Raw genomic sequence first — 16,241 nt, forward strand, 5'->3', positions numbered from 1 at the left:
GGCGCCTCGGCCCGGGTGAGCGATCACCCAGGCCGAGGCGCCGTACGTCGTGACTGCCGAGCGCGCCTGCGGGCGTCCGCCCCGTCGAGGGCTGCGGCGATCGCGCGCATCTGATCGTCCTCCCGCCCGCCCGTCGTGGCGAGCGGGATCTCGGCGATGAATCGCCGCTCGCTCTCCGGGACCCGTGCGGCCACGAGATCGGGATTCGTCGCCGCCGTGCCGGCACCTGACCGGTCGGTTCCGCATCGCGGTAGAAGGCCGTGTTGTAGGCCCCGGCCGGATCGAACGGGCTGATCCGGGCCGCTGTGCGTCCGTCCGGCGAGCTCAGCGCGACGGCCCAGTCGCCTGCTCCGCATCGTCTCCATCCCGCCTCGAGGAGCGCGGCTTCCGCCTCCGTGTGGTCGGCGTCCGGGTGGATCAACGTCAGGCTTTCGTCACCCGAACCGGCCTCGGTGATCATCGCGGACGACTCTAGTGACCCGCCTCGATCGGCCGCCGTCGATTTTTCGGGACCCCGCCCCGCGGGCCATGAGAGAATGTCATCAGGCCTCGGAGCGCACCGCGCTTCGAGGCTTTCGCGTATGACCACTCTTCACACCGACCTCGACGACATCCCGCACCCCGTCATCGCCCGCCTCGCTCGGCCCGAGGACCATCTCGCCCTCCGCCATCTCTGGCTGCTCTTCCGCCACGACATGTCGGGCTTCAGCTCGACCCTCCCGTTCGCCGACGGCACCTTCCGCACCGAGCGCCTCGACGCCTCCCTCCGCTCCGATCCCGGCTGGCGCACCTGGATCCTCACCGCTGGTGTCCATCCGATCGGGTTCGCGCTCGTCCGGGACGCCGATCAGCCCGTACGCGTCCTGAACAGCTTCTTCGTCGTCGCCGGTGCCCGCCGAGGTGGGCTCGGGCTCCAGTTCGCTCGGGCTGTCGTCTCTGATGCGCCGGGGGAGTGGAAGGTCGCCTATCAGGAGCAAAATCGTGCCGCAGCGCGGTTCTGGGAGCGGGTCACCGCGGGGTGTGATCGGTCGTGGTCTGAGACCGTGGGGGTTGGGGGAGTGGTCGATACGTGGCTCTCGTTCTCTGTGGGTGTCGAGGCGTGGCACACCGGTGGTCGAGCTTGTCGAGACCATCCGTGAGGAAACCTCGCTTAGCGACTGTTTCTTCGTTTCAGGGTTTCGCCGCCGACCCGTTCTCTAGTGTTTCTCGATCGCGCGCCGCGTCAAGGACGCCCTTCGGGCGCCGCTTCGCGGTGGCCTTCGGCCATCCTTGACCCGGCACCCGATCGAGAAAGATTTCGCCTATATCGGGGCGGCGGCGAGAGTGTGGCGCAGCACTCACGTGACTTGTTCGCGGACTGCGTAACTGGCCTTTGACCAGCAGAAATGAGTGGCTATATGGTGATCGGTCGCATATAATAAAGCACATGTACGAGACGATCGACCGCCTCCTTGACGGGCCACCTCCGGGTGCGTCCGAGCGGGAGCTGGTTGATTGGATCGCTCGCCTCGAAGAGGTCAAGTGCACCGCCGAGGCCGTCCAGGCAGAAGCGTCGGTACGCCTCGAGGAGGCTGCCCGCGTCCGGCAGGCCGAGGCCGGGGTCCCTGCCCGCAAGCTCGGTGAAGGCGTGGCCTCCCAGATCGCGCTGGCGCGACGGGTCTCGCCCGATCGGGGTGCCAAGTTGCTCGGGCTGGCGAAGATCCTGATCACCGAGATGCCGCACACCTTCGCGTTGATGAAGGCAGGGTCGTTCTCGCAGTGGCAGGCCACGATCCTGGCCCGCGAGACCGCGTGCCTCTCATTGGAGGACCGCCGCGTCATCGACTACGAACTGTGCGCGACCGGGCCCGCAGGTGAACCCGCCCGGGCGGTGGCGATGGGGCTACGGCAGCTCGAGAACGCCGCCAAGAAACTCGCCATCACCCTCGACCAAGCAGCCGTCGTCAGCCGAGCCGCCAACGCGACCAAAGACCGCCGGGTCAGCCTCCGACCGGCACCGGACACCATGACCTGGCTCGGAGCGCTACTCCCGGTCAAGGACGGGGTCGCCGTGTTCGCCGCACTCGACCAGGCCGCCAACGCCGCCCGTGCCGCCGGGGACGAGCGAAGTCGGGGTCAGGTCATGGCAGACACCCTGGTCGACCGGGTCACCGGCCGCAGCAGCGCCGGGGCGAAGCCGCGGATCGAGGTCAAGATCGTCATGACCGCCGACGCCCTCGCGAGCGCCAGTGATCAGCCCGCCCGGGTGGAGGGCTACGGCCCCGTCCCTGCCGGCTGGGCCCGCGACGCCCTCAGCGACGCCGAGGTGTTCGTGCGCCGGTTGTTCACCGATCCTGCCGGTCAACTGGTGGCGATGGAATCCCGGTCAAGGAAGGCACCCGACGGGCTGGCCGAGTTCATCACCACTCGTGACGGCGGGACCTGCCGAACCGTCGGCTGCGACGCCCCGATCCGCAACATCGACCACATCCAACGCCACGCCGACGGTGGCGAAACCAGCGCCGAGAACCTCCAAGGGCTGTGCGAACGGTGCAATCAAGCCAAGGAAGCGATCGGCTGGCAGGCCAGACCAGGGCCCGACGGCAGCATCACCACCATCACACCCACCGGCCACACCTACACCAGCCCACCACCCGACACCTGGGGCCAAGCCCCACCGCCCCTGTCCCGGGCAGAGTTCACGCTGCGCGACGTACTGCTCGACCATGCCTTCGCCGCCTGACGCACGATGGCGATCAGGCGCGCGAGGCACACTAGGACGCGTACGCGATCTGCTCCTGGATCTCGAAGCGGAGGCCGTCGGCGGCGGCGATGTAGACGTCCTGGTCGACGAGGTTGCCGTGCATGCGCATGAGGCCGCGGGGGCTGGAGTAGCTGTGGCGTTCGGCGAGGTGCAGCGCGGGCTCGACCTCGAGGGAGCCGCAGGCGTCACCGACCTGGCGCAGGAACATCAGCGACTCGTAGCAGGACTCGCCGACCGCGTTGAGGGAGGGCGCGTACTCGCCGAAGCGGCGGTAGTAGCGCTCGGCCAGTCCGGCCGACTCGGGGGTGGTGAGGCCATCGAAGTAGGCAGCGGCGGCGAAGACGTTGGCGTTGGCGCCGACACCGCCGGCGAGCAGGGTGTTCTCCTCGACCGCGGGGCTCAGCCGGGTCAGCGAGGAGCTCAGCCCGGCGGCGGCGAACTGGCGGTTGAAGTGCACTGCGTCCTGCCCCATCAGCAGCATGATCACGCCGTCCTGCTCGCTGCCCTCGAGCCCGCGCAGCACGCCGGCGAAGTCGCGCGTCCCCAACGGGACGTACGTCTCGCTCACGACCTGCGAGGGCGAGCCGTGCAGTGCCGCGCGCGCCGTCGATCCGGTGACCCGCGGGAAGACGTAGTCGTTGCCGACCACGGCCCAGCGGGAGACGCCGTGGTTGGCCCGCATCCAGGCGGCGGCGGGGAGCAGCTGGTTGACCGGGCGCTCGCCGATCATGAAGACGCCTGGGGTGTCGTCGCCGCCCTCGTGCATGGCGGCGAAGGCGTAGAGGGCTCGGCCGCCGACGCGGGCGGTGATCGCCTGGCGTACGGCGGAGATGTGCCAGCCGGCGATGGCGTCGACCCGGCCGAGCTCGACGAGCCGGGCCACCTCGGCGGCCACCTCCTCAGGTGTGCGCCCGGCGTCGACCGCCACCAGTTCGACCGGTCGGCCGGCGATCCCACCTCCGGTGTTGAGCTCGTCGGCTGCCAGCTCGCCGCAGGCCAGGCAGCCGGGACCGTAGATGCCGGTCGGGCCCTGCATCGGCACCACGAAGGCGATCGAGACCGCCCCGTGCGGGCGGGGTGCGAGACCCAGGAGGGCATGGGAGGACGGGGTGAACGACGGTGGGGTCATCGACACCTGCTCCCGAACGGAATGTTGTCCTGATGACTCACCATTGAGCCGTTGGGTGGTTAGGGTACGGCAGACAGCGATCTTGGGGAGGACTCATGGAGGTTGCCGAGACGGCCGGCACGGATCTGGCCGTGCTGCTCGCCCGGGCGCAGCGCCGGATCGAACGCGCGCTCGCCGAGGCGTACGCCGACTTCGACCTCACCGCGGAGCAGTGGCGCATCCTCAGCGTGCTGCTCGACGAGCCCGGCCAGACGATGTCGCGGCTGGCCGACGGCGCCGCGCTCCCGGCAGGCACGCTGACCCGCCACGTCGACCGGCTCGCCGAGCGCGGGCTGGTGCTGCGCAAGGTGCACGCCGAGGACAAGCGTCGCGCGGTCGTCGCACTCTCACCGGTGGGCGCCTCGGTCGCCCGCGAGATCCGTTCCCGGCAGCAGGCCGAGCCCGTCGCCGAAGTCGTCCGCGACCTCAAGGCCGCCTTCGACCGGCTCGACTGAGCCCGACGGCCTGAGAAGACGTTTCCGTCTGGAAACAAATCGTCGCCGGGCCTGACACATCGGCGAAACAACCCGTCCCTAGATTCCTTCCATTCGAGAGCAATTGTCCGATGGAAGGACCCCCATCCCGTGCGTACGAAATTCTCGAGCCGCGTCCTCGCGGCCAGCTCGGTGCTCGCCCTGGGCATGACCGCGACCGCGTGCGGCGGCGCGAAGACCGGTGACGCGGCGACCAGCGAGAGCTGCGTCGACACCAGCGGCGACACCGTCAAGATCGGCTTCCTCAACTCCCTGTCCGGCACGATGGCGATCAGCGAGACGACCGTCTTCAAGTCCCTGTCCATGGCCGCCGAGGAGATCAACGCCGACGGCGGAGTGCTCGGCAAGAAGCTCGAGATCGTCAGCGAGGACGGCCAGTCCGAGCCGACCGTCTTCGCCGAGAAGGCGACCAAGCTGATCCAGGACGACTGCGTCGCGGCCGTCTTCGGCGGCTGGACCTCCAGCTCGCGCAAGGCGATGCTGCCGGTCTTCGAGGGCAACGACGCGCTGCTCTTCTACCCGGTCCAGTACGAGGGCCTGGAGTCCTCGCACAACATCTTCTACACCGGCGCGACCACCAACCAGCAGATCATCCCCGCTCTCGACTTCCTCAAGCAGGAGAAGAAGATCGAGTCGATCTTCCTGGTCGGCTCCGACTACGTCTTCCCGCGCACGGCCAACAAGATCATCAAGCAGTACGCAGCAGCCAACGGCATCGAGGTCCTCGGTGAGGAGTACCAGCCCCTGGGCTCGACCGACTTCGGCACGGTCGTCGACAAGGTCAAGGCCGCCGGCGCGGACGCGGTCTTCAACACCCTCAACGGCGACTCCAACGTGGCCTTCTTCAAGGAGTACAAGGGCAAGGGCCTGACCGCCTCGGCGATGCCGGTACTCTCGGTCTCGATCGCCGAGGAGGAGGTCCCGGGCGTCGGCGTGGGCAACCTCGAGGGGCAGTACACGGCCTGGAACTACTACCAGACCATCGACAGCCCGGCGAACCAGAAGTTCGTCACCGACTTCAAGGCGGCCAACGGCGCCAAGGCGGTCACCTCCGACCCGATGGAGGCGGCCTACACCTCGCTGCACCTGTGGAAGGGCATGGTCGAGAAGGCGGACTCGTTCGCGGTCGAGGACGTCATCGACGCCTCCGACGGCGTCACCTACGACGCGCCCGAAGGCACTGTCGAGGTGAACGGCGAGAACCACCACATCGCCAAGACCGCGCTCATCGGGCAGGTGAACTCCGAGGGCCTGATCGACGCGGTCTGGTCCAGCGACGAGCCGATCGAGCCGGACCCCTACCTGAAGTCCTACGACTGGTGGAAGAACTAGTCCGTTGGACGCGCTGCTCGCCCAGGTCTTCACCGGCGTCTCCGCCGGTGCGGTCCTGCTCCTCATCGCTCTCGGGCTCACCCTGACCTTCGGTCAGATGGGTGTGATCAACATGGCCCACGGCGAGTTCATCATGGCCGGCGCGTACACCGCCTACGTCGTCTCGACGATCGTCGCCAGCACCGAGCTGAGCCTGCTGATCGCGCTCCCCGCGGGGTTCGTGATCGGCGGCCTGCTCGGGCTGGCGCTCGAGGCGAGCGTGCTGCGGTGGATGTACGCCCGTCCGCTGGACACGCTGCTGGTCACCTACGGCGTCGGGCTCGTCCTGCAACAGGTCGCGCGCGACATCTTCGGGGCTCCGGCCAAGGAGGTACCCGCGCCGGGCTGGCTCGACGGCTCGATCCCGATCCTCGGCTACGACTTCCCGCTGACCAGGCTCTTCATCCTGATCCTCGCCGGGCTCTGCGTGGCGGCGCTGCTGGCCGTGCTCCGGTTCACCGCGCTCGGGCGGCAGATCCGGGCGACCGTCGGCAACCGGGACCTCGCCGAGACCATCGGCATCTCGACCCGCCGCACCGACCAGGCCACCTTCTTCATCGGCTCCGGCCTGGCCGGCGTCGCCGGGGTGGCGCTCACGCTGCTCGGCTCGACCGGCCCCAACCTCGGCACGTCCTACATCGTGCAGGCGTTCCTGGTGGTCGTGGTCGGTGGCATCGGGCACCTCAAGGGCACCATCGTGGCGGCTCTCGGGATCGGTCTCCTCCAGGCCTTCCTCGCCCACGCCCTGACCGGGTCGGTCGCCCAGGTGATCGTCTTCCTCGCGATCGTCGCGTTCCTGCAGTTGCGTCCGCAGGGCATCCTCTCGGTCCGGACCAGGAGCCTGGCATGAGCATGAAGAAGCTCTATCCGTACGTCGGCTGGCTGCTGCTCGCGGTCGCCCTGCTCGTCCTCGCCCCGGCCGTGCTGTCGGACTTCCGGCTCGGTCTGCTGGCCAAGTACTGCTGCTACGCCATCGCCGCGGTCGGCATCGGCCTGGCCTGGGGCCGTGGCGGGATGCTGGTGCTCGGGCAGGGGCTCTACTTCGGCATCGGCGCCTACGCGATGGCGATGCACCTCAAGCTCGCCGACGCCGGCCCGGGCGGGGTGCCGGACTTCATGGCGCTCTACGGCGACGCCACGGTGCCGGGCTGGTGGGAGCCGCTGCGCAGCGGCGCTCTCGCGCTCGCCGTCATCCTCGTCCTGCCGGCACTCGTCGCGGGCCTGCTGGGCCTCGCCGTGTTCAAGCGACGGATCAAGGGGGCGTACTTCGCCATCCTGTCGCAGGCACTGGCCGCCGCCTTCGCGATCCTGCTCGTCGGTCAGGTCAAGACCACCGGCGGCGCCAACGGGCTCAACAACTTCCAGGGTTTCTTCGGGTACGCCCTGTTCGACCCGGCCAACAAGCGGATGCTCTACTTCATCGCCGCCGGGATCCTGCTGGTCTCGATCCTGGCGATGGCCTGGCTCTACCGCACCCGCTTCGGCGAGCTGCTGGTTGCCGTCCGCGACGGCGAGGAGCGGGTCCGCTTCCTCGGCACCGACCCGGCCAACGTGAAGCTGGCGGCGTACGTCATCGCGGCCGTCCTGGCCTCGATCGGCGGCGCGCTCTTCGTGCCGATCGCCGGGATCGTCTCGCCCGACGACGTCGGCGTGGTCGCCTCCATCGGGCTGCTCGCCGGGGTCGCGCTGGGCGGGCGGGCCTCGCTGCTCGGCCCCGCCGTCGGCGCGCTCCTGGTCGGCTATGCCGAGACCTCGCTCTCCGAGGCGTTCCCGGGGTCGTGGTCCTACTTCCAGGGAGCGCTGTTCGTGCTCGTCATCCTGCTGTTGCCGGGTGGGCTGGCGCAGCTGTTGGGGCTGGTCGGCCGGCTGAATGCTCACCGAGGTGACTCGGCGAGCGATCACTCTCCTCGCGGAGTTCCACGAGGGAAGCAGGCGCCGACCGAGGTTGCTCGGTCAGCATCCGAGGAGGCGGCAGCACGATGACCCTGACGGTGAGCGACCTGCGGGTCGAGTTCGACGGGTTCGTCGCGATCGACGGGGTGTCCCTGACCCTCGAGCCCGGCCGGCTGCACTTCCTGATCGGCCCCAACGGAGCCGGAAAGACGACCCTGGTCGACGCCCTGACCGGCCTGGCGAAGGGGAGTGGTGAAGCGCGTTATCGCACACGCGATCTGCTCTCGCTGGCATCGCACCGGATCACCCGCCTCGGGGTGGGACGTACGTTCCAGACCGCGACGGTCTTCGAGGAGCTGAGCGTGCTGCAGAACCTCGACATCGCCGCGGGCGTGCACCGGGCGCGGTGGCGGTTGATGCTGCCGCGGCGGGGTACGCCCGAGCGGGTCGCCGAGGTGCTGGAGACGGTGGGGCTCACCGAGCTGGCGGAGCGGCAGGCCGGGGTGCTCTCGCACGGGCAGAAGCAGTGGCTGGAGATCGGCATGCTCCTGGTGCAGGACTCGTCGGTGATGCTGCTCGACGAGCCCGTCGCCGGGATGTCGGCCGAGGAACGCGAGGAGACCGGTGAGCTGCTCCGCCGGATCAGCCCGGGGCGCACCGTCGTGGTGATCGAGCACGACATGGACTTCGTCCGCCGGTTCGCCGACGTCGTCACCGTCCTGCACGCCGGGAAGGTGATCGCCGAGGGCACCGCCGCCGAGATCCGCGAGGACGCCGAGGTGCAGCGGGTCTACCTGGGAGACACCGTCGCCGCGGTCACCGAAACCACGGAGGAGGACGCCTGATGCTGAGGATCGAGTCGGTCACCGGCGGCTACGGCCGCACCACGGTGCTCCACGAGGTCAGCCTCGAGGTCCCGACCGGCGCCGCGGTGGCGCTGATGGGGCACAACGGCGCCGGCAAGACGACGCTGCTCAAGGCTGCGGCCGGACTCGTCCGGCCGAAGAGCGGCCGGGTGCTGCTCGACGGCGAGGACGTCACCGTGCTGCGGCCGAGCGCACGCGTCAAGCGCGGTCTGGGCTACGTCCCGCAGGGGCAGCAGAGCTTCGGCGACATGACGGCGCTGGAGAACCTCCAGCTGGTCGGCGACCGGGCCGGGATCAGCGAGATGCTCGACCTGTTCCCGGCCCTCAAGGAGCTTCTCGGGCGACGCGCCGGGCTGCTCTCCGGCGGTCAGCGCCAGCAGCTCTCGATCGCGCGTACGCTGCTGACCAGGCCGAGGCTGCTCATCCTCGACGAGCCGACCGAGGGCATCCAGCCCAACGTGGTCGCCGAGATCGAGCGGGTGATCTCCGAGCTCACCGGGCGCGGCGACCTCACCGTGCTGCTGGTCGAGCAGCATGTCGGGTTCGCGCTGCGTACGGCCTCTGCCTATTACATCCTCGAGTCCGGCCGGATCACCGCCCGCGGTGACGGCGGCTCCGGGGCCCACGAGCACGTCCGATCCCAGCTGGCCGTCTAGAAGGATCCACAGATGCATCTGACCCCGTCCGACACCGAGAAGCTGCTGCTGTCCGTGGCCGGGATGGTCGCGCGTGACCGCCTGGCCCGAGGGGTGCTGCTCAACTACCCCGAGTCGGTCGCGCTGCTGTCCACCTGGGTGATCGAGCGGGCCCGCGAGGGCGCCTCGGTCTCCGACCTGATGACGCAGGGGCGTGCCGTGCTGAACCGCGAGCAGGTCATGCCCGACGTGGTCGACATGCTCGTCGAGGTGCAGGTCGAGGCGACCTTCCCCGACGGGCGCAAGCTCGTCACCATCCACCAGCCCATCGCCTGAGGCGGCCCCATGTCTGTGCAGTCCAGAGGACCCGGAGCCGTACGCGTCGCCGAGGGCACCATCCACCTCAACGCCGATCGGGGCGAGTCGGAGCGGCGCACCCTGGTCGTCCTCAACACCGGTGACCGGCCGGTCCAGATCGGCTCCCACATCCACCTCCCCGAGGTGAACTCGGCTCTCTCCTTCGACCGGGAGGCCGCCGAAGGGTTCCGGCTCGACATCCCCGCCGGCACCTCGCGCAGGTTCGAGCCGGGGGCGTCCCGCGAGGTCGCGATCGTCGCGCTCAAGGGCGCGCGTCGCGTGCCCGGCCTGCAGATCAAGCACAGCCAGACCAAGGAGGCGTGACGGTGGAGATCAGCAGGACCGAGTACGCCGCGCTCTACGGCCCCACCACCGGCGACCAGGTGCGGCTCGGTGACACCGATCTGTGGATCGAGGTCGAGGACGACCTGACCGCCGGCGGCGAGGAGTCGGTCTTCGGCGGTGGCAAGTCGATCCGTGAGTCGATGAACCAGTCCACGGTGCCTCGGGCGGAGGGTGCTCTCGACACGGTGATCACCAACGCTCTCGTGCTCGACCACTGGGGCATCGTCCGGGCCGACGTGGGGATCCGCGGCGGCCGGATCGTCGCCCTGGGCCGCTCCGGCAACCCCGACATCGCCGACGGCGTCCACCCCGACCTGGTCATCGGGCCGGGCACCGACGTGGTCAGCGGCGAGGGAAAGATCCTCACCGCCGGGGCGATCGACATCCACGTACATCTCCTCTCCCGGTCCCAGATCGTCGAGGCGATCTCGACCGGGATCACCACGATCGGAGGCGGGGGCACCGGGCCCTCGGAGGGCTCCAAGGCCACCACGGTCACCCCCGGGCCGTGGCACCTCGAGACCATCCACCGGGCCCTCGACGACCTGCCGGTCAACCTCCTGCTGATGGGCAAGGGCAACACCGTCTCTGCCGCCGGGCTGGCCGAGCAGGCGCTGGCGGGCGCCGCCGCCTACAAGGTCCACGAGGACTGGGGCTCGACCCCGGCAGCGATCGATGCCGCTCTCAAGGCCGCCGACGAGCACGGCCTGCAGGTGGCGCTGCACTCCGACTCGCTCAACGAGGCGGGCTACCTGGAGTCGACCGTGGCGGCGATCGCCGGCCGCTCGATCCACGCCTTCCACGCCGAGGGCGCCGGGGGAGGGCACGCGCCCGACATCCTCTCGGTCGCCTCGCTGCCCTACGTCATCCCGGGCTCGACCAACCCGACCCTGCCGCACACCGTCAACACCGTCGCCGAGCACCTCGACATGCTGATGGTCTGCCACCACCTCAACCCGCGGGTGCCCGAGGACCTGGCCTTCGCCGAGTCCCGGATCCGGGCGACCACGATCGCCGCCGAGGACGTGCTCCACGATCTCGGAGCACTGTCGGTCACCTCCTCCGACGCCCAGGCGATGGGCCGCGTCGGCGAGGTCATCTGCCGCACCTGGCAGGTCGCCCACGCGATGAAGGCCCGGCTCGGCTCGCTGGGCGGTGCCGCGGACAACATCCGAGCGAAGAGGTACGTCGCGAAGTACACGATCAACCCCGCGATCGCTCACGGGATCGCCGCCGAGGTGGGCTCCGTGGAGCCCGGCAAGATGGCCGACCTGGTCCTGTGGGACCCGCGGTTCTTCGGCATCCGTCCCGAGGTCGTGATGAAGGCCGGCGTCCTGGTCTGGGGCGCTCTCGGCGACCCGAACGCCTCGATCCCGACCCCGCAGCCGGTGCTCATGCGGCCGACGCTGGTCGGGCCGGGCGCTGACCACGCGATCTCGTTCGTCTCCCCGGCGGCTCTCGACGCCGGGCTGGCCGAGCGGCTCGGCCTGCGCCGCCGCCTCGTCGGCATCGAGCCGACCCGGGAGATCGGGAAGGCGCAGATGATCAACAACTCCGCGACCCCGGACATCCGGGTCGAGCCGGAGACGTTCCGCATCCACGTCGACGGCGAGCTGATCGAGCCCGCCCCCGCGACCGAGCTGCCGCTGACGCAGCTCTACTCGATGTTCTGAGCGCGATGTCCGAGAACCTGCTCATGATGCTGCTGGCCGACGCCCGCCTCCCGGTCGCCGGCCACACCCAGTCGGGCCAGCTGGAGGCGGCCGTACGCTCCGGCCTCACCGCCGAGCAGGTGCCGGTCTTCATGCGGTCGCGACTGGCCAGCGTCGTACGGGTCGAGGCCGGGACGGCCGCGGTGGCGCTGCACCGGCTGCGCGCCGGTCTGCCCTTGGAGGCGGTCCTGGACGCCTGGGCGGCCCGCACCCCGGCGGCGCCGATGCGGGACACCTCGCGCACCCTCGGTCGGGCGCTGTTGCGGCTGGTCAGGCGGCTGTTCCCGGACTCGGCGCACGTCGCCGAGGTGGCCGCTCTCGAGCGGCCGTGCCGTCCGCTCGTCCTGGCCGCGGCGGCCGCCGAGGGTGGCCTCGCGCCGGCGTCGCTGGGCCGGCTGGTGGCGTACGACGACCTGCAGACCGTCGCCTCGGCAGCCCTCAAGCTGCTGCCCCTCGACCCGCTCGACGCCACCTCGTGGGTGCACGACCTGCTCCCCGAGGCCGAGCGGGTCGCCGCCGAGGTCGCGCCGCTCACCGACCCTCACCAGATCCCGGCGCCCAGCGCGCCCCAGCTCGACCTGTGGGCCCTCGCCCACGCCGACACGACCAGGAGGTTGTTCAGTGCCTGAAACTGTGAAGAAGGATGGGACGACGAACGGCAGGGGACTGCGCGTCGGGGTGTGCGGCCCCGTCGGGACCGGCAAGAGCTCGCTGATCGCGCTGCTGTGCCGCGAGCTCTCCGCCGACCTGGAGATCGGCGTGGTCACCAACGACATCTACACAGACGAGGACGCCCGCTTCCTCCGCTCCGCCGGTGTGCTCGACCCGGCCCGCATCCGGGCCGTCGAGACGGGCGCCTGCCCGCACACCGCGATCCGTGACGACGTCACCGCCAACCTGATCGCCGTCGAGGAGCTCGAGGAGGAGTTCGCGCCGCTGGACGTGGTCCTGGTCGAGTCGGGCGGCGACAACCTCACCGCGACGTTCTCCCCGGCCCTGGTCGACACCCAGATCTTCCTGATCGACGTCGCCGGCGGCGGCGACGTCGCCCGCAAGGGTGGCCCCGGCATCGAGCGCGCCGACCTGCTGGTGGTCAACAAGACCGACCTGGCCCCGTACGTCGGTGTCGACCCGGCCGCGATGGTCTCCGACGCGGGGTCGGTGCGCGAGGGCCGTCCGGTCATCGCCCTCTCCCGCACCGACCCGGCCTCCGTCGAGGAGCTGATCGCCTGGGTGAGGTCGGAGCTGACCCGACACCGTGGCGGGTCCCTCGTCCCCGCCGACCCGGGTCCGATGGCGCCGCACTTCCACGCCGACGGGACCAGCCACGCCCACGAGCACGACGCCGAGCATGTCCACGACCATCAGCACGCCTGAGCTGGCCAACGGCTCCCTGACCCGGGTGCGGGTCGGGGCGGTCGACGGCGGCCGGGTGCGGGTGCAGACCGAGGTCGCCGGCCCGGCGACCGCGCCGGCGCTGCGCCCGATGCTGATCGCCAGCGACGACCGGTCGGCGCGGATCTCGCTGGTCCCCGACGGCGCGATGCTGCTGGCCGGCGACCACGTCACGATCGAGGTCGAGGTGGGGGAGGGCGCGCGCCTGACCCTGGTCGAGCCAGCCGGGACGGTGGCGTACGACATGGACGGCGGCCACGCGTCCTGGTCGGTCCGGATCACCCTCGCGGCGGGCGCCGGCCTGGTCTGGGCCGGCGAGCCGTTCGTCGTCTCCGCCGGTGCGGATGTCACCCGTGACACCCGGGTCACCCTCGCTCACGGTGCGAGGCTCGCCCTCCGCGAGACCCTGGTCCTCGGCCGCCACGGCGAGCGCCCGGGTCGGGCGAGCACCACCTGGGAGGCCTACGACCATGACGGTCGCCCGTTCCTGGTCGAATCCCTCGACCTGGACGCGGACTCGCTGGCCCCCGGGCTCCTCGGGCCGCACCGGGTGCTCGCGTCGGTCACGGCGCTCGGGTGCGAGGTACCGCCCGACGCCTGCCCGGACGGCAGGCTCGACCTCGAGCACGGCGGGACGCTGTGGCGCCATCTGGCGAGCCAGACCCACGAGATCCCGGAACACCCCTGGGAATGCGCCAGGACTGGTTGAGGTTTCAACGGCGTGACTGAGATCGAGTTCGGCCTGGATACCTTCGGCGGGGTCACCCGCGACGCCGAGGGCAAGCCGCAGCACCACGCGCAGGTGATCCGCAACATCGTCGAGGAGGGCGTGCTCGCCGACCGGGTCGGGCTCGACTTCTTCGGGGTGGGGGAGCACCACCGCCGTGATTTCGCCGTCTCCAGCCCGGAGATGGTGCTCGCCGCGGTCGCCTCCCGCACCGAGCGGCTGCGTCTCGGCTCCGCGGTGACCGTGCTCAGCTCCGACGACCCGGTGCGGGTCTTCGAGCGGTTCGCCACCCTCGACGCGGTCTCGAACGGCCGTGCCGAGATCGTCGCCGGGCGCGGCTCGTTCACCGAGTCGTTCCCGCTGTTCGGCTTCGACCTCGCCGACTACGAGGAGCTCTTCGAGGAGCGCCTCGAGCTGCTCGCCGCGCTCCTGAAGGAGGAGAAGGTCACCTGGGAGGGCCGCACCCGTGCGGCGCTCACCGACCAGGAGGTCTTCCCGCGCACCGAGAACGGCCTGACCGCCTGGGTCGGCGTCGGCGGCAGCCCGGAGTCGGTCGTACGCACCGCCCGTCACGGCTTCGGCCTCTTCCTGGCCATCATCGGCGGACCGGCCGACCGGTTCGCGCCCTACATCGACCTCTTCGAGCGCGCCCAGGACGAGTTCGGCGAGCCGCGGAAACGCGTCGCCGTCCACTCGCCCGGGTTCATCGCCGAGACCGACGAGCAGGCCCGCGAGACGGTCTACGAGGGCTGGCTGGCGATGCGCACCCAGATCGGCCGCGAGCGCGGCTGGCCGCCGCCGCGGCCCGGCGACTTCGAGCGCGAGATCGAGGGCGGGTCCCTCTACGTCGGCTCGCCCGAGACGGTCGCCCGGAAGCTGGCCGGCACCATCAAGGTGCTCGGCGTCGACCGGTTCGACCTGAAGTACGACCAGGGCCAGGTGCGCCACGAGGACCTGATGGGCTCGATCGAGCTCTACGGCACCCGGGTCGTGCCGCTCGTCAAGGACATGCTGGGCTGATCTGACCCGATCAGCCCAGCCCGTCAGCCCAGCCAGCTCGAGATCGGGTGGATCGCGAAGTAGACGGCGAACATGACCGCGACCAGCCACATCAGCGGGTGCACGGTCTTCGCCTTGCCACGGACGATCTTGATGAGCACGTAGGCCAGGAAGCCCGCGCCGATGCCGACCGAGATCGAGTAGGTGAACGGCATCAGCGCGATCGTCAGGAACGCGGGGAGGGCGATGTCCGGGTCGGCCCAGTTGATGTCCTTGACCTGCTGCATCATCAGGAAGCCGACCAGCACCAGGGCGGGCACCGCCGCCTCCGACGGGATCACGGTCACCAGCGGAGCCAGGAACGTGGTGAGCAGGAACAGCACACCGGTGACCACCGCAGCCAGACCGGTCCGGGCGCCCTCGCCGACGCCCGAGGCGGACTCGACGTAGGAGGTGTTGGAGGAGACACCACCGGCGCCACCGGCGGCAGCGGCCAGCGAGTCGACGACCAGGATCGAGCGCGTACGCGGCGGGGTGCCGTCCGGCCGCAGCAGCCCGGCCTCGGAGCCGATCGCGGTCATCGTGCCCATCGTGTCGAAGAAGTCGGCGAGCATGAGCGTGAAGATCAGCAGCACGGCGGTCACGATGCCGACGTTCTCGAAGGAGCCGAGCAGGTTGAACTCGCCCAGCGTCGCGAACGAGGGCCAGTCGATGATCCTGTCCGGGATCGCCGGCACGTTGAGCGCCCAGCCGGTCGGGTTCTCGGCGCTGCCCCTGCCGAGGTCCGCGATGGCCTCGACGATGATCGCCAGCGCCGTGGTCGCCGCGATCGAGATCAGGATCGAGCCGCGCACCTTGCGCACCCACAGGGTGATGAGCAGGACGAGACCGATCACGAAGACCAGCACCGGCCAGCCCGCGAGCTGCCCGGTCGGGCCCAGCTGCACCGGAACGGTGGTGTTCGCGGCGTCGGGGATGCGGCGTACGAACCCGGCGTCGACGAAGCCGATCACCGCGATGAACAGGCCGATACCGACCGAGATCGCGGTCTTGAGCTCGCGCGGGACAGCGTGGAAGACGGCCTCCCGGAACCCGGTCAGCACCAGCACCAGGATCACCAGACCCTCGATCACCACCAGGCCCATCGCGTCGGCCCAGGTCATCTGCCCGGCGATCGAGAACGCCACGAACGCGTTGAGCCCGAGCCCGGTCGCCAGCGCCAGCGGGTAGTTGGCGACGACGCCCATCAGGATCGTCATCACGCCCGCCACCAGCGCGGTCCCGGCCGCGATCGCGGCCAGGTTGTCGCCGCTCGTGCCGCCCAGGAGGTCGCCGTTCATGTCCTCCGCGAACCCGAGGATCAGGGGGTTGAGGGCGACGATGTAGGCCATCGTGAAGAAGGTGACCACACCACCCCGCACCTCGCGCCCGACCGTCGAGCCGCGAGCGCTGATCTGGAAGAACCGGTCAAGAGCATGGGGACGTGCCGGGGTCGAAGTGCTCACGCCCCGCATCTTCGCAGATGCGGGGCGCTCG

The 16,241-nt window shown here is 70.2% G+C and carries 18 protein-coding genes; 15 read left to right on the forward strand and 3 right to left on the reverse strand.

What is annotated here, in order from left to right; genetic code table 11:
- Positions 1 to 23 precede the first annotated feature (23 nt).
- Positions 24 to 194 carry a hypothetical protein gene (locus tag OG984_RS01115; protein ID WP_328529839.1) on the reverse strand — a complete coding sequence of 57 codons (171 nt, stop codon included), beginning with the start codon at positions 192 to 194 and terminating at the stop codon, positions 24 to 26.
- Between the two features lie 387 nt (positions 195 to 581).
- Between OG984_RS01115 and OG984_RS01120 the strand changes: the two genes are divergently transcribed.
- The gene (locus OG984_RS01120) at positions 582 to 1,139 is read left to right on the forward strand and encodes a GNAT family N-acetyltransferase (RefSeq protein WP_328529840.1); all 558 of its coding nucleotides are present in this window, start codon (positions 582 to 584) and stop codon (positions 1,137 to 1,139) included.
- A 287-nt stretch (positions 1,140 to 1,426) separates the two neighbouring features.
- Positions 1,427 to 2,722, forward strand: a complete 1,296-nt coding sequence (locus OG984_RS01125; protein WP_328529841.1) for an HNH endonuclease — start codon at positions 1,427 to 1,429, stop codon at positions 2,720 to 2,722.
- Positions 2,723 to 2,753: 31 nt separating this feature from the next.
- On the opposite strand, the gene OG984_RS01130 is transcribed toward OG984_RS01125, so the two are convergent.
- Positions 2,754 to 3,872 carry a substrate-binding domain-containing protein gene (locus OG984_RS01130; RefSeq protein ID WP_328529842.1) on the reverse strand — a complete coding sequence of 373 codons (1,119 nt, stop codon included), beginning with the start codon at positions 3,870 to 3,872 and terminating at the stop codon, positions 2,754 to 2,756.
- A 95-nt stretch (positions 3,873 to 3,967) separates the two neighbouring features.
- Here OG984_RS01130 and OG984_RS01135 point away from each other — a divergent pair, with 95 nt between their 5' ends.
- The 13 genes from OG984_RS01135 (at position 3,968) to OG984_RS01195 (ending at position 14,726) form a co-directional block, all read left to right on the forward strand.
- The gene (locus OG984_RS01135; RefSeq protein ID WP_328529843.1) at positions 3,968 to 4,366 is read left to right on the forward strand and encodes a MarR family winged helix-turn-helix transcriptional regulator; all 399 of its coding nucleotides are present in this window, start codon (positions 3,968 to 3,970) and stop codon (positions 4,364 to 4,366) included.
- Between the two features lie 129 nt (positions 4,367 to 4,495).
- Positions 4,496 to 5,737: an urea ABC transporter substrate-binding protein gene (gene urtA / locus OG984_RS01140; RefSeq protein ID WP_328529844.1), complete on the forward strand. Its 1,242-nt coding sequence runs from the start codon at positions 4,496 to 4,498 to the stop codon at positions 5,735 to 5,737.
- A gap of 4 nt (positions 5,738 to 5,741) precedes the next feature.
- Positions 5,742 to 6,626, forward strand: a complete 885-nt coding sequence (urtB, locus tag OG984_RS01145; protein ID WP_328529845.1) for an urea ABC transporter permease subunit UrtB — start codon at positions 5,742 to 5,744, stop codon at positions 6,624 to 6,626.
- Positions 6,623 to 7,759 (forward strand): urea ABC transporter permease subunit UrtC, encoded by a 1,137-nt coding sequence (gene urtC, locus OG984_RS01150; protein ID WP_328529846.1) that lies wholly within the window; start codon positions 6,623 to 6,625, stop codon positions 7,757 to 7,759. The genes urtB and urtC overlap by 4 nt, the downstream gene beginning before the upstream one ends.
- Entirely contained in the window at positions 7,756 to 8,514 is a 759-nt protein-coding gene (urtD, locus tag OG984_RS01155) for an urea ABC transporter ATP-binding protein UrtD (RefSeq protein WP_328529847.1), read from the forward strand. The genes urtC and urtD overlap by 4 nt, the downstream gene beginning before the upstream one ends.
- Positions 8,514 to 9,191 (forward strand): ATP-binding cassette domain-containing protein, encoded by a 678-nt coding sequence (locus OG984_RS01160; RefSeq protein WP_328529848.1) that lies wholly within the window; start codon positions 8,514 to 8,516, stop codon positions 9,189 to 9,191. The genes urtD and OG984_RS01160 overlap by 1 nt, the downstream gene beginning before the upstream one ends.
- Positions 9,192 to 9,203: 12 nt before the next feature.
- Positions 9,204 to 9,506, forward strand: a complete 303-nt coding sequence (locus OG984_RS01165) for an urease subunit gamma (RefSeq protein WP_328529849.1) — start codon at positions 9,204 to 9,206, stop codon at positions 9,504 to 9,506.
- A gap of 9 nt (positions 9,507 to 9,515) precedes the next feature.
- On the forward strand, positions 9,516 to 9,851 hold the full coding sequence (gene ureB, locus OG984_RS01170; protein ID WP_328529850.1) for an urease subunit beta: 336 nt from the start codon (positions 9,516 to 9,518) through the stop codon (positions 9,849 to 9,851).
- Between the two features lie 2 nt (positions 9,852 to 9,853).
- A complete protein-coding gene (locus OG984_RS01175; protein ID WP_328529851.1) occupies positions 9,854 to 11,545 on the forward strand; it encodes an urease subunit alpha in 1,692 nt (563 codons plus the stop codon).
- Between the two features lie 5 nt (positions 11,546 to 11,550).
- The gene (locus tag OG984_RS01180; protein ID WP_328529852.1) at positions 11,551 to 12,213 is read left to right on the forward strand and encodes an urease accessory UreF family protein; all 663 of its coding nucleotides are present in this window, start codon (positions 11,551 to 11,553) and stop codon (positions 12,211 to 12,213) included.
- Positions 12,206 to 12,961, forward strand: coding sequence for an urease accessory protein UreG (gene ureG / locus OG984_RS01185; RefSeq protein ID WP_328529853.1), 756 nt, complete (start codon positions 12,206 to 12,208; stop codon positions 12,959 to 12,961). Before OG984_RS01180 ends, ureG begins: the two co-directional genes overlap by 8 nt.
- Positions 12,936 to 13,688 carry an urease accessory protein UreD gene (locus tag OG984_RS01190; protein WP_328529854.1) on the forward strand — a complete coding sequence of 251 codons (753 nt, stop codon included), beginning with the start codon at positions 12,936 to 12,938 and terminating at the stop codon, positions 13,686 to 13,688. The genes ureG and OG984_RS01190 overlap by 26 nt, the downstream gene beginning before the upstream one ends.
- A gap of 12 nt (positions 13,689 to 13,700) precedes the next feature.
- On the forward strand, positions 13,701 to 14,726 hold the full coding sequence (locus OG984_RS01195) for an Atu2307/SP_0267 family LLM class monooxygenase (protein WP_328529855.1): 1,026 nt from the start codon (positions 13,701 to 13,703) through the stop codon (positions 14,724 to 14,726).
- A 23-nt stretch (positions 14,727 to 14,749) separates the two neighbouring features.
- Here OG984_RS01195 and OG984_RS01200 read toward each other — a convergent pair whose 3' ends face one another.
- Positions 14,750 to 16,219 carry an NCS2 family permease gene (locus OG984_RS01200; protein ID WP_442940942.1) on the reverse strand — a complete coding sequence of 490 codons (1,470 nt, stop codon included), beginning with the start codon at positions 16,217 to 16,219 and terminating at the stop codon, positions 14,750 to 14,752.
- Positions 16,220 to 16,241: the final 22 nt, after the last annotated feature.

It is taken from the genome of Nocardioides sp. NBC_00368 (assembly GCF_036090055.1).
GTDB lineage: Bacteria > Actinomycetota > Actinomycetes > Propionibacteriales > Nocardioidaceae > Nocardioides.

What these genes read in the sequence shown, in the direction of transcription:
- OG984_RS01120 (WP_328529840.1), top strand. Translation starts at nt 582, where the DNA reads ATGACCACTCTTCACACCGACCTCGACGACATCCCGCACCCCGTCATC.
- OG984_RS01125 (WP_328529841.1), top strand. Translation starts at nt 1,427, where the DNA reads ATGTACGAGACGATCGACCGCCTCCTTGACGGGCCACCTCCGGGTGCG.
- OG984_RS01130 (WP_328529842.1), bottom strand. Translation starts at nt 3,872, where the DNA reads ATGACCCCACCGTCGTTCACCCCGTCCTCCCATGCCCTCCTGGGTCTC.
- OG984_RS01135 (WP_328529843.1), top strand. Translation starts at nt 3,968, where the DNA reads ATGGAGGTTGCCGAGACGGCCGGCACGGATCTGGCCGTGCTGCTCGCC.
- urtC (WP_328529846.1), top strand. Translation starts at nt 6,623, where the DNA reads ATGAGCATGAAGAAGCTCTATCCGTACGTCGGCTGGCTGCTGCTCGCG.
- urtD (WP_328529847.1), top strand. Translation starts at nt 7,756, where the DNA reads ATGACCCTGACGGTGAGCGACCTGCGGGTCGAGTTCGACGGGTTCGTC.
- OG984_RS01160 (WP_328529848.1), top strand. Translation starts at nt 8,514, where the DNA reads ATGCTGAGGATCGAGTCGGTCACCGGCGGCTACGGCCGCACCACGGTG.
- OG984_RS01165 (WP_328529849.1), top strand. Translation starts at nt 9,204, where the DNA reads ATGCATCTGACCCCGTCCGACACCGAGAAGCTGCTGCTGTCCGTGGCC.
- ureB (WP_328529850.1), top strand. Translation starts at nt 9,516, where the DNA reads ATGTCTGTGCAGTCCAGAGGACCCGGAGCCGTACGCGTCGCCGAGGGC.
- OG984_RS01180 (WP_328529852.1), top strand. Translation starts at nt 11,551, where the DNA reads ATGTCCGAGAACCTGCTCATGATGCTGCTGGCCGACGCCCGCCTCCCG.
- OG984_RS01190 (WP_328529854.1), top strand. Translation starts at nt 12,936, where the DNA reads ATGTCCACGACCATCAGCACGCCTGAGCTGGCCAACGGCTCCCTGACC.
- OG984_RS01200 (WP_442940942.1), bottom strand. Translation starts at nt 16,219, where the DNA reads ATGCGGGGCGTGAGCACTTCGACCCCGGCACGTCCCCATGCTCTTGAC.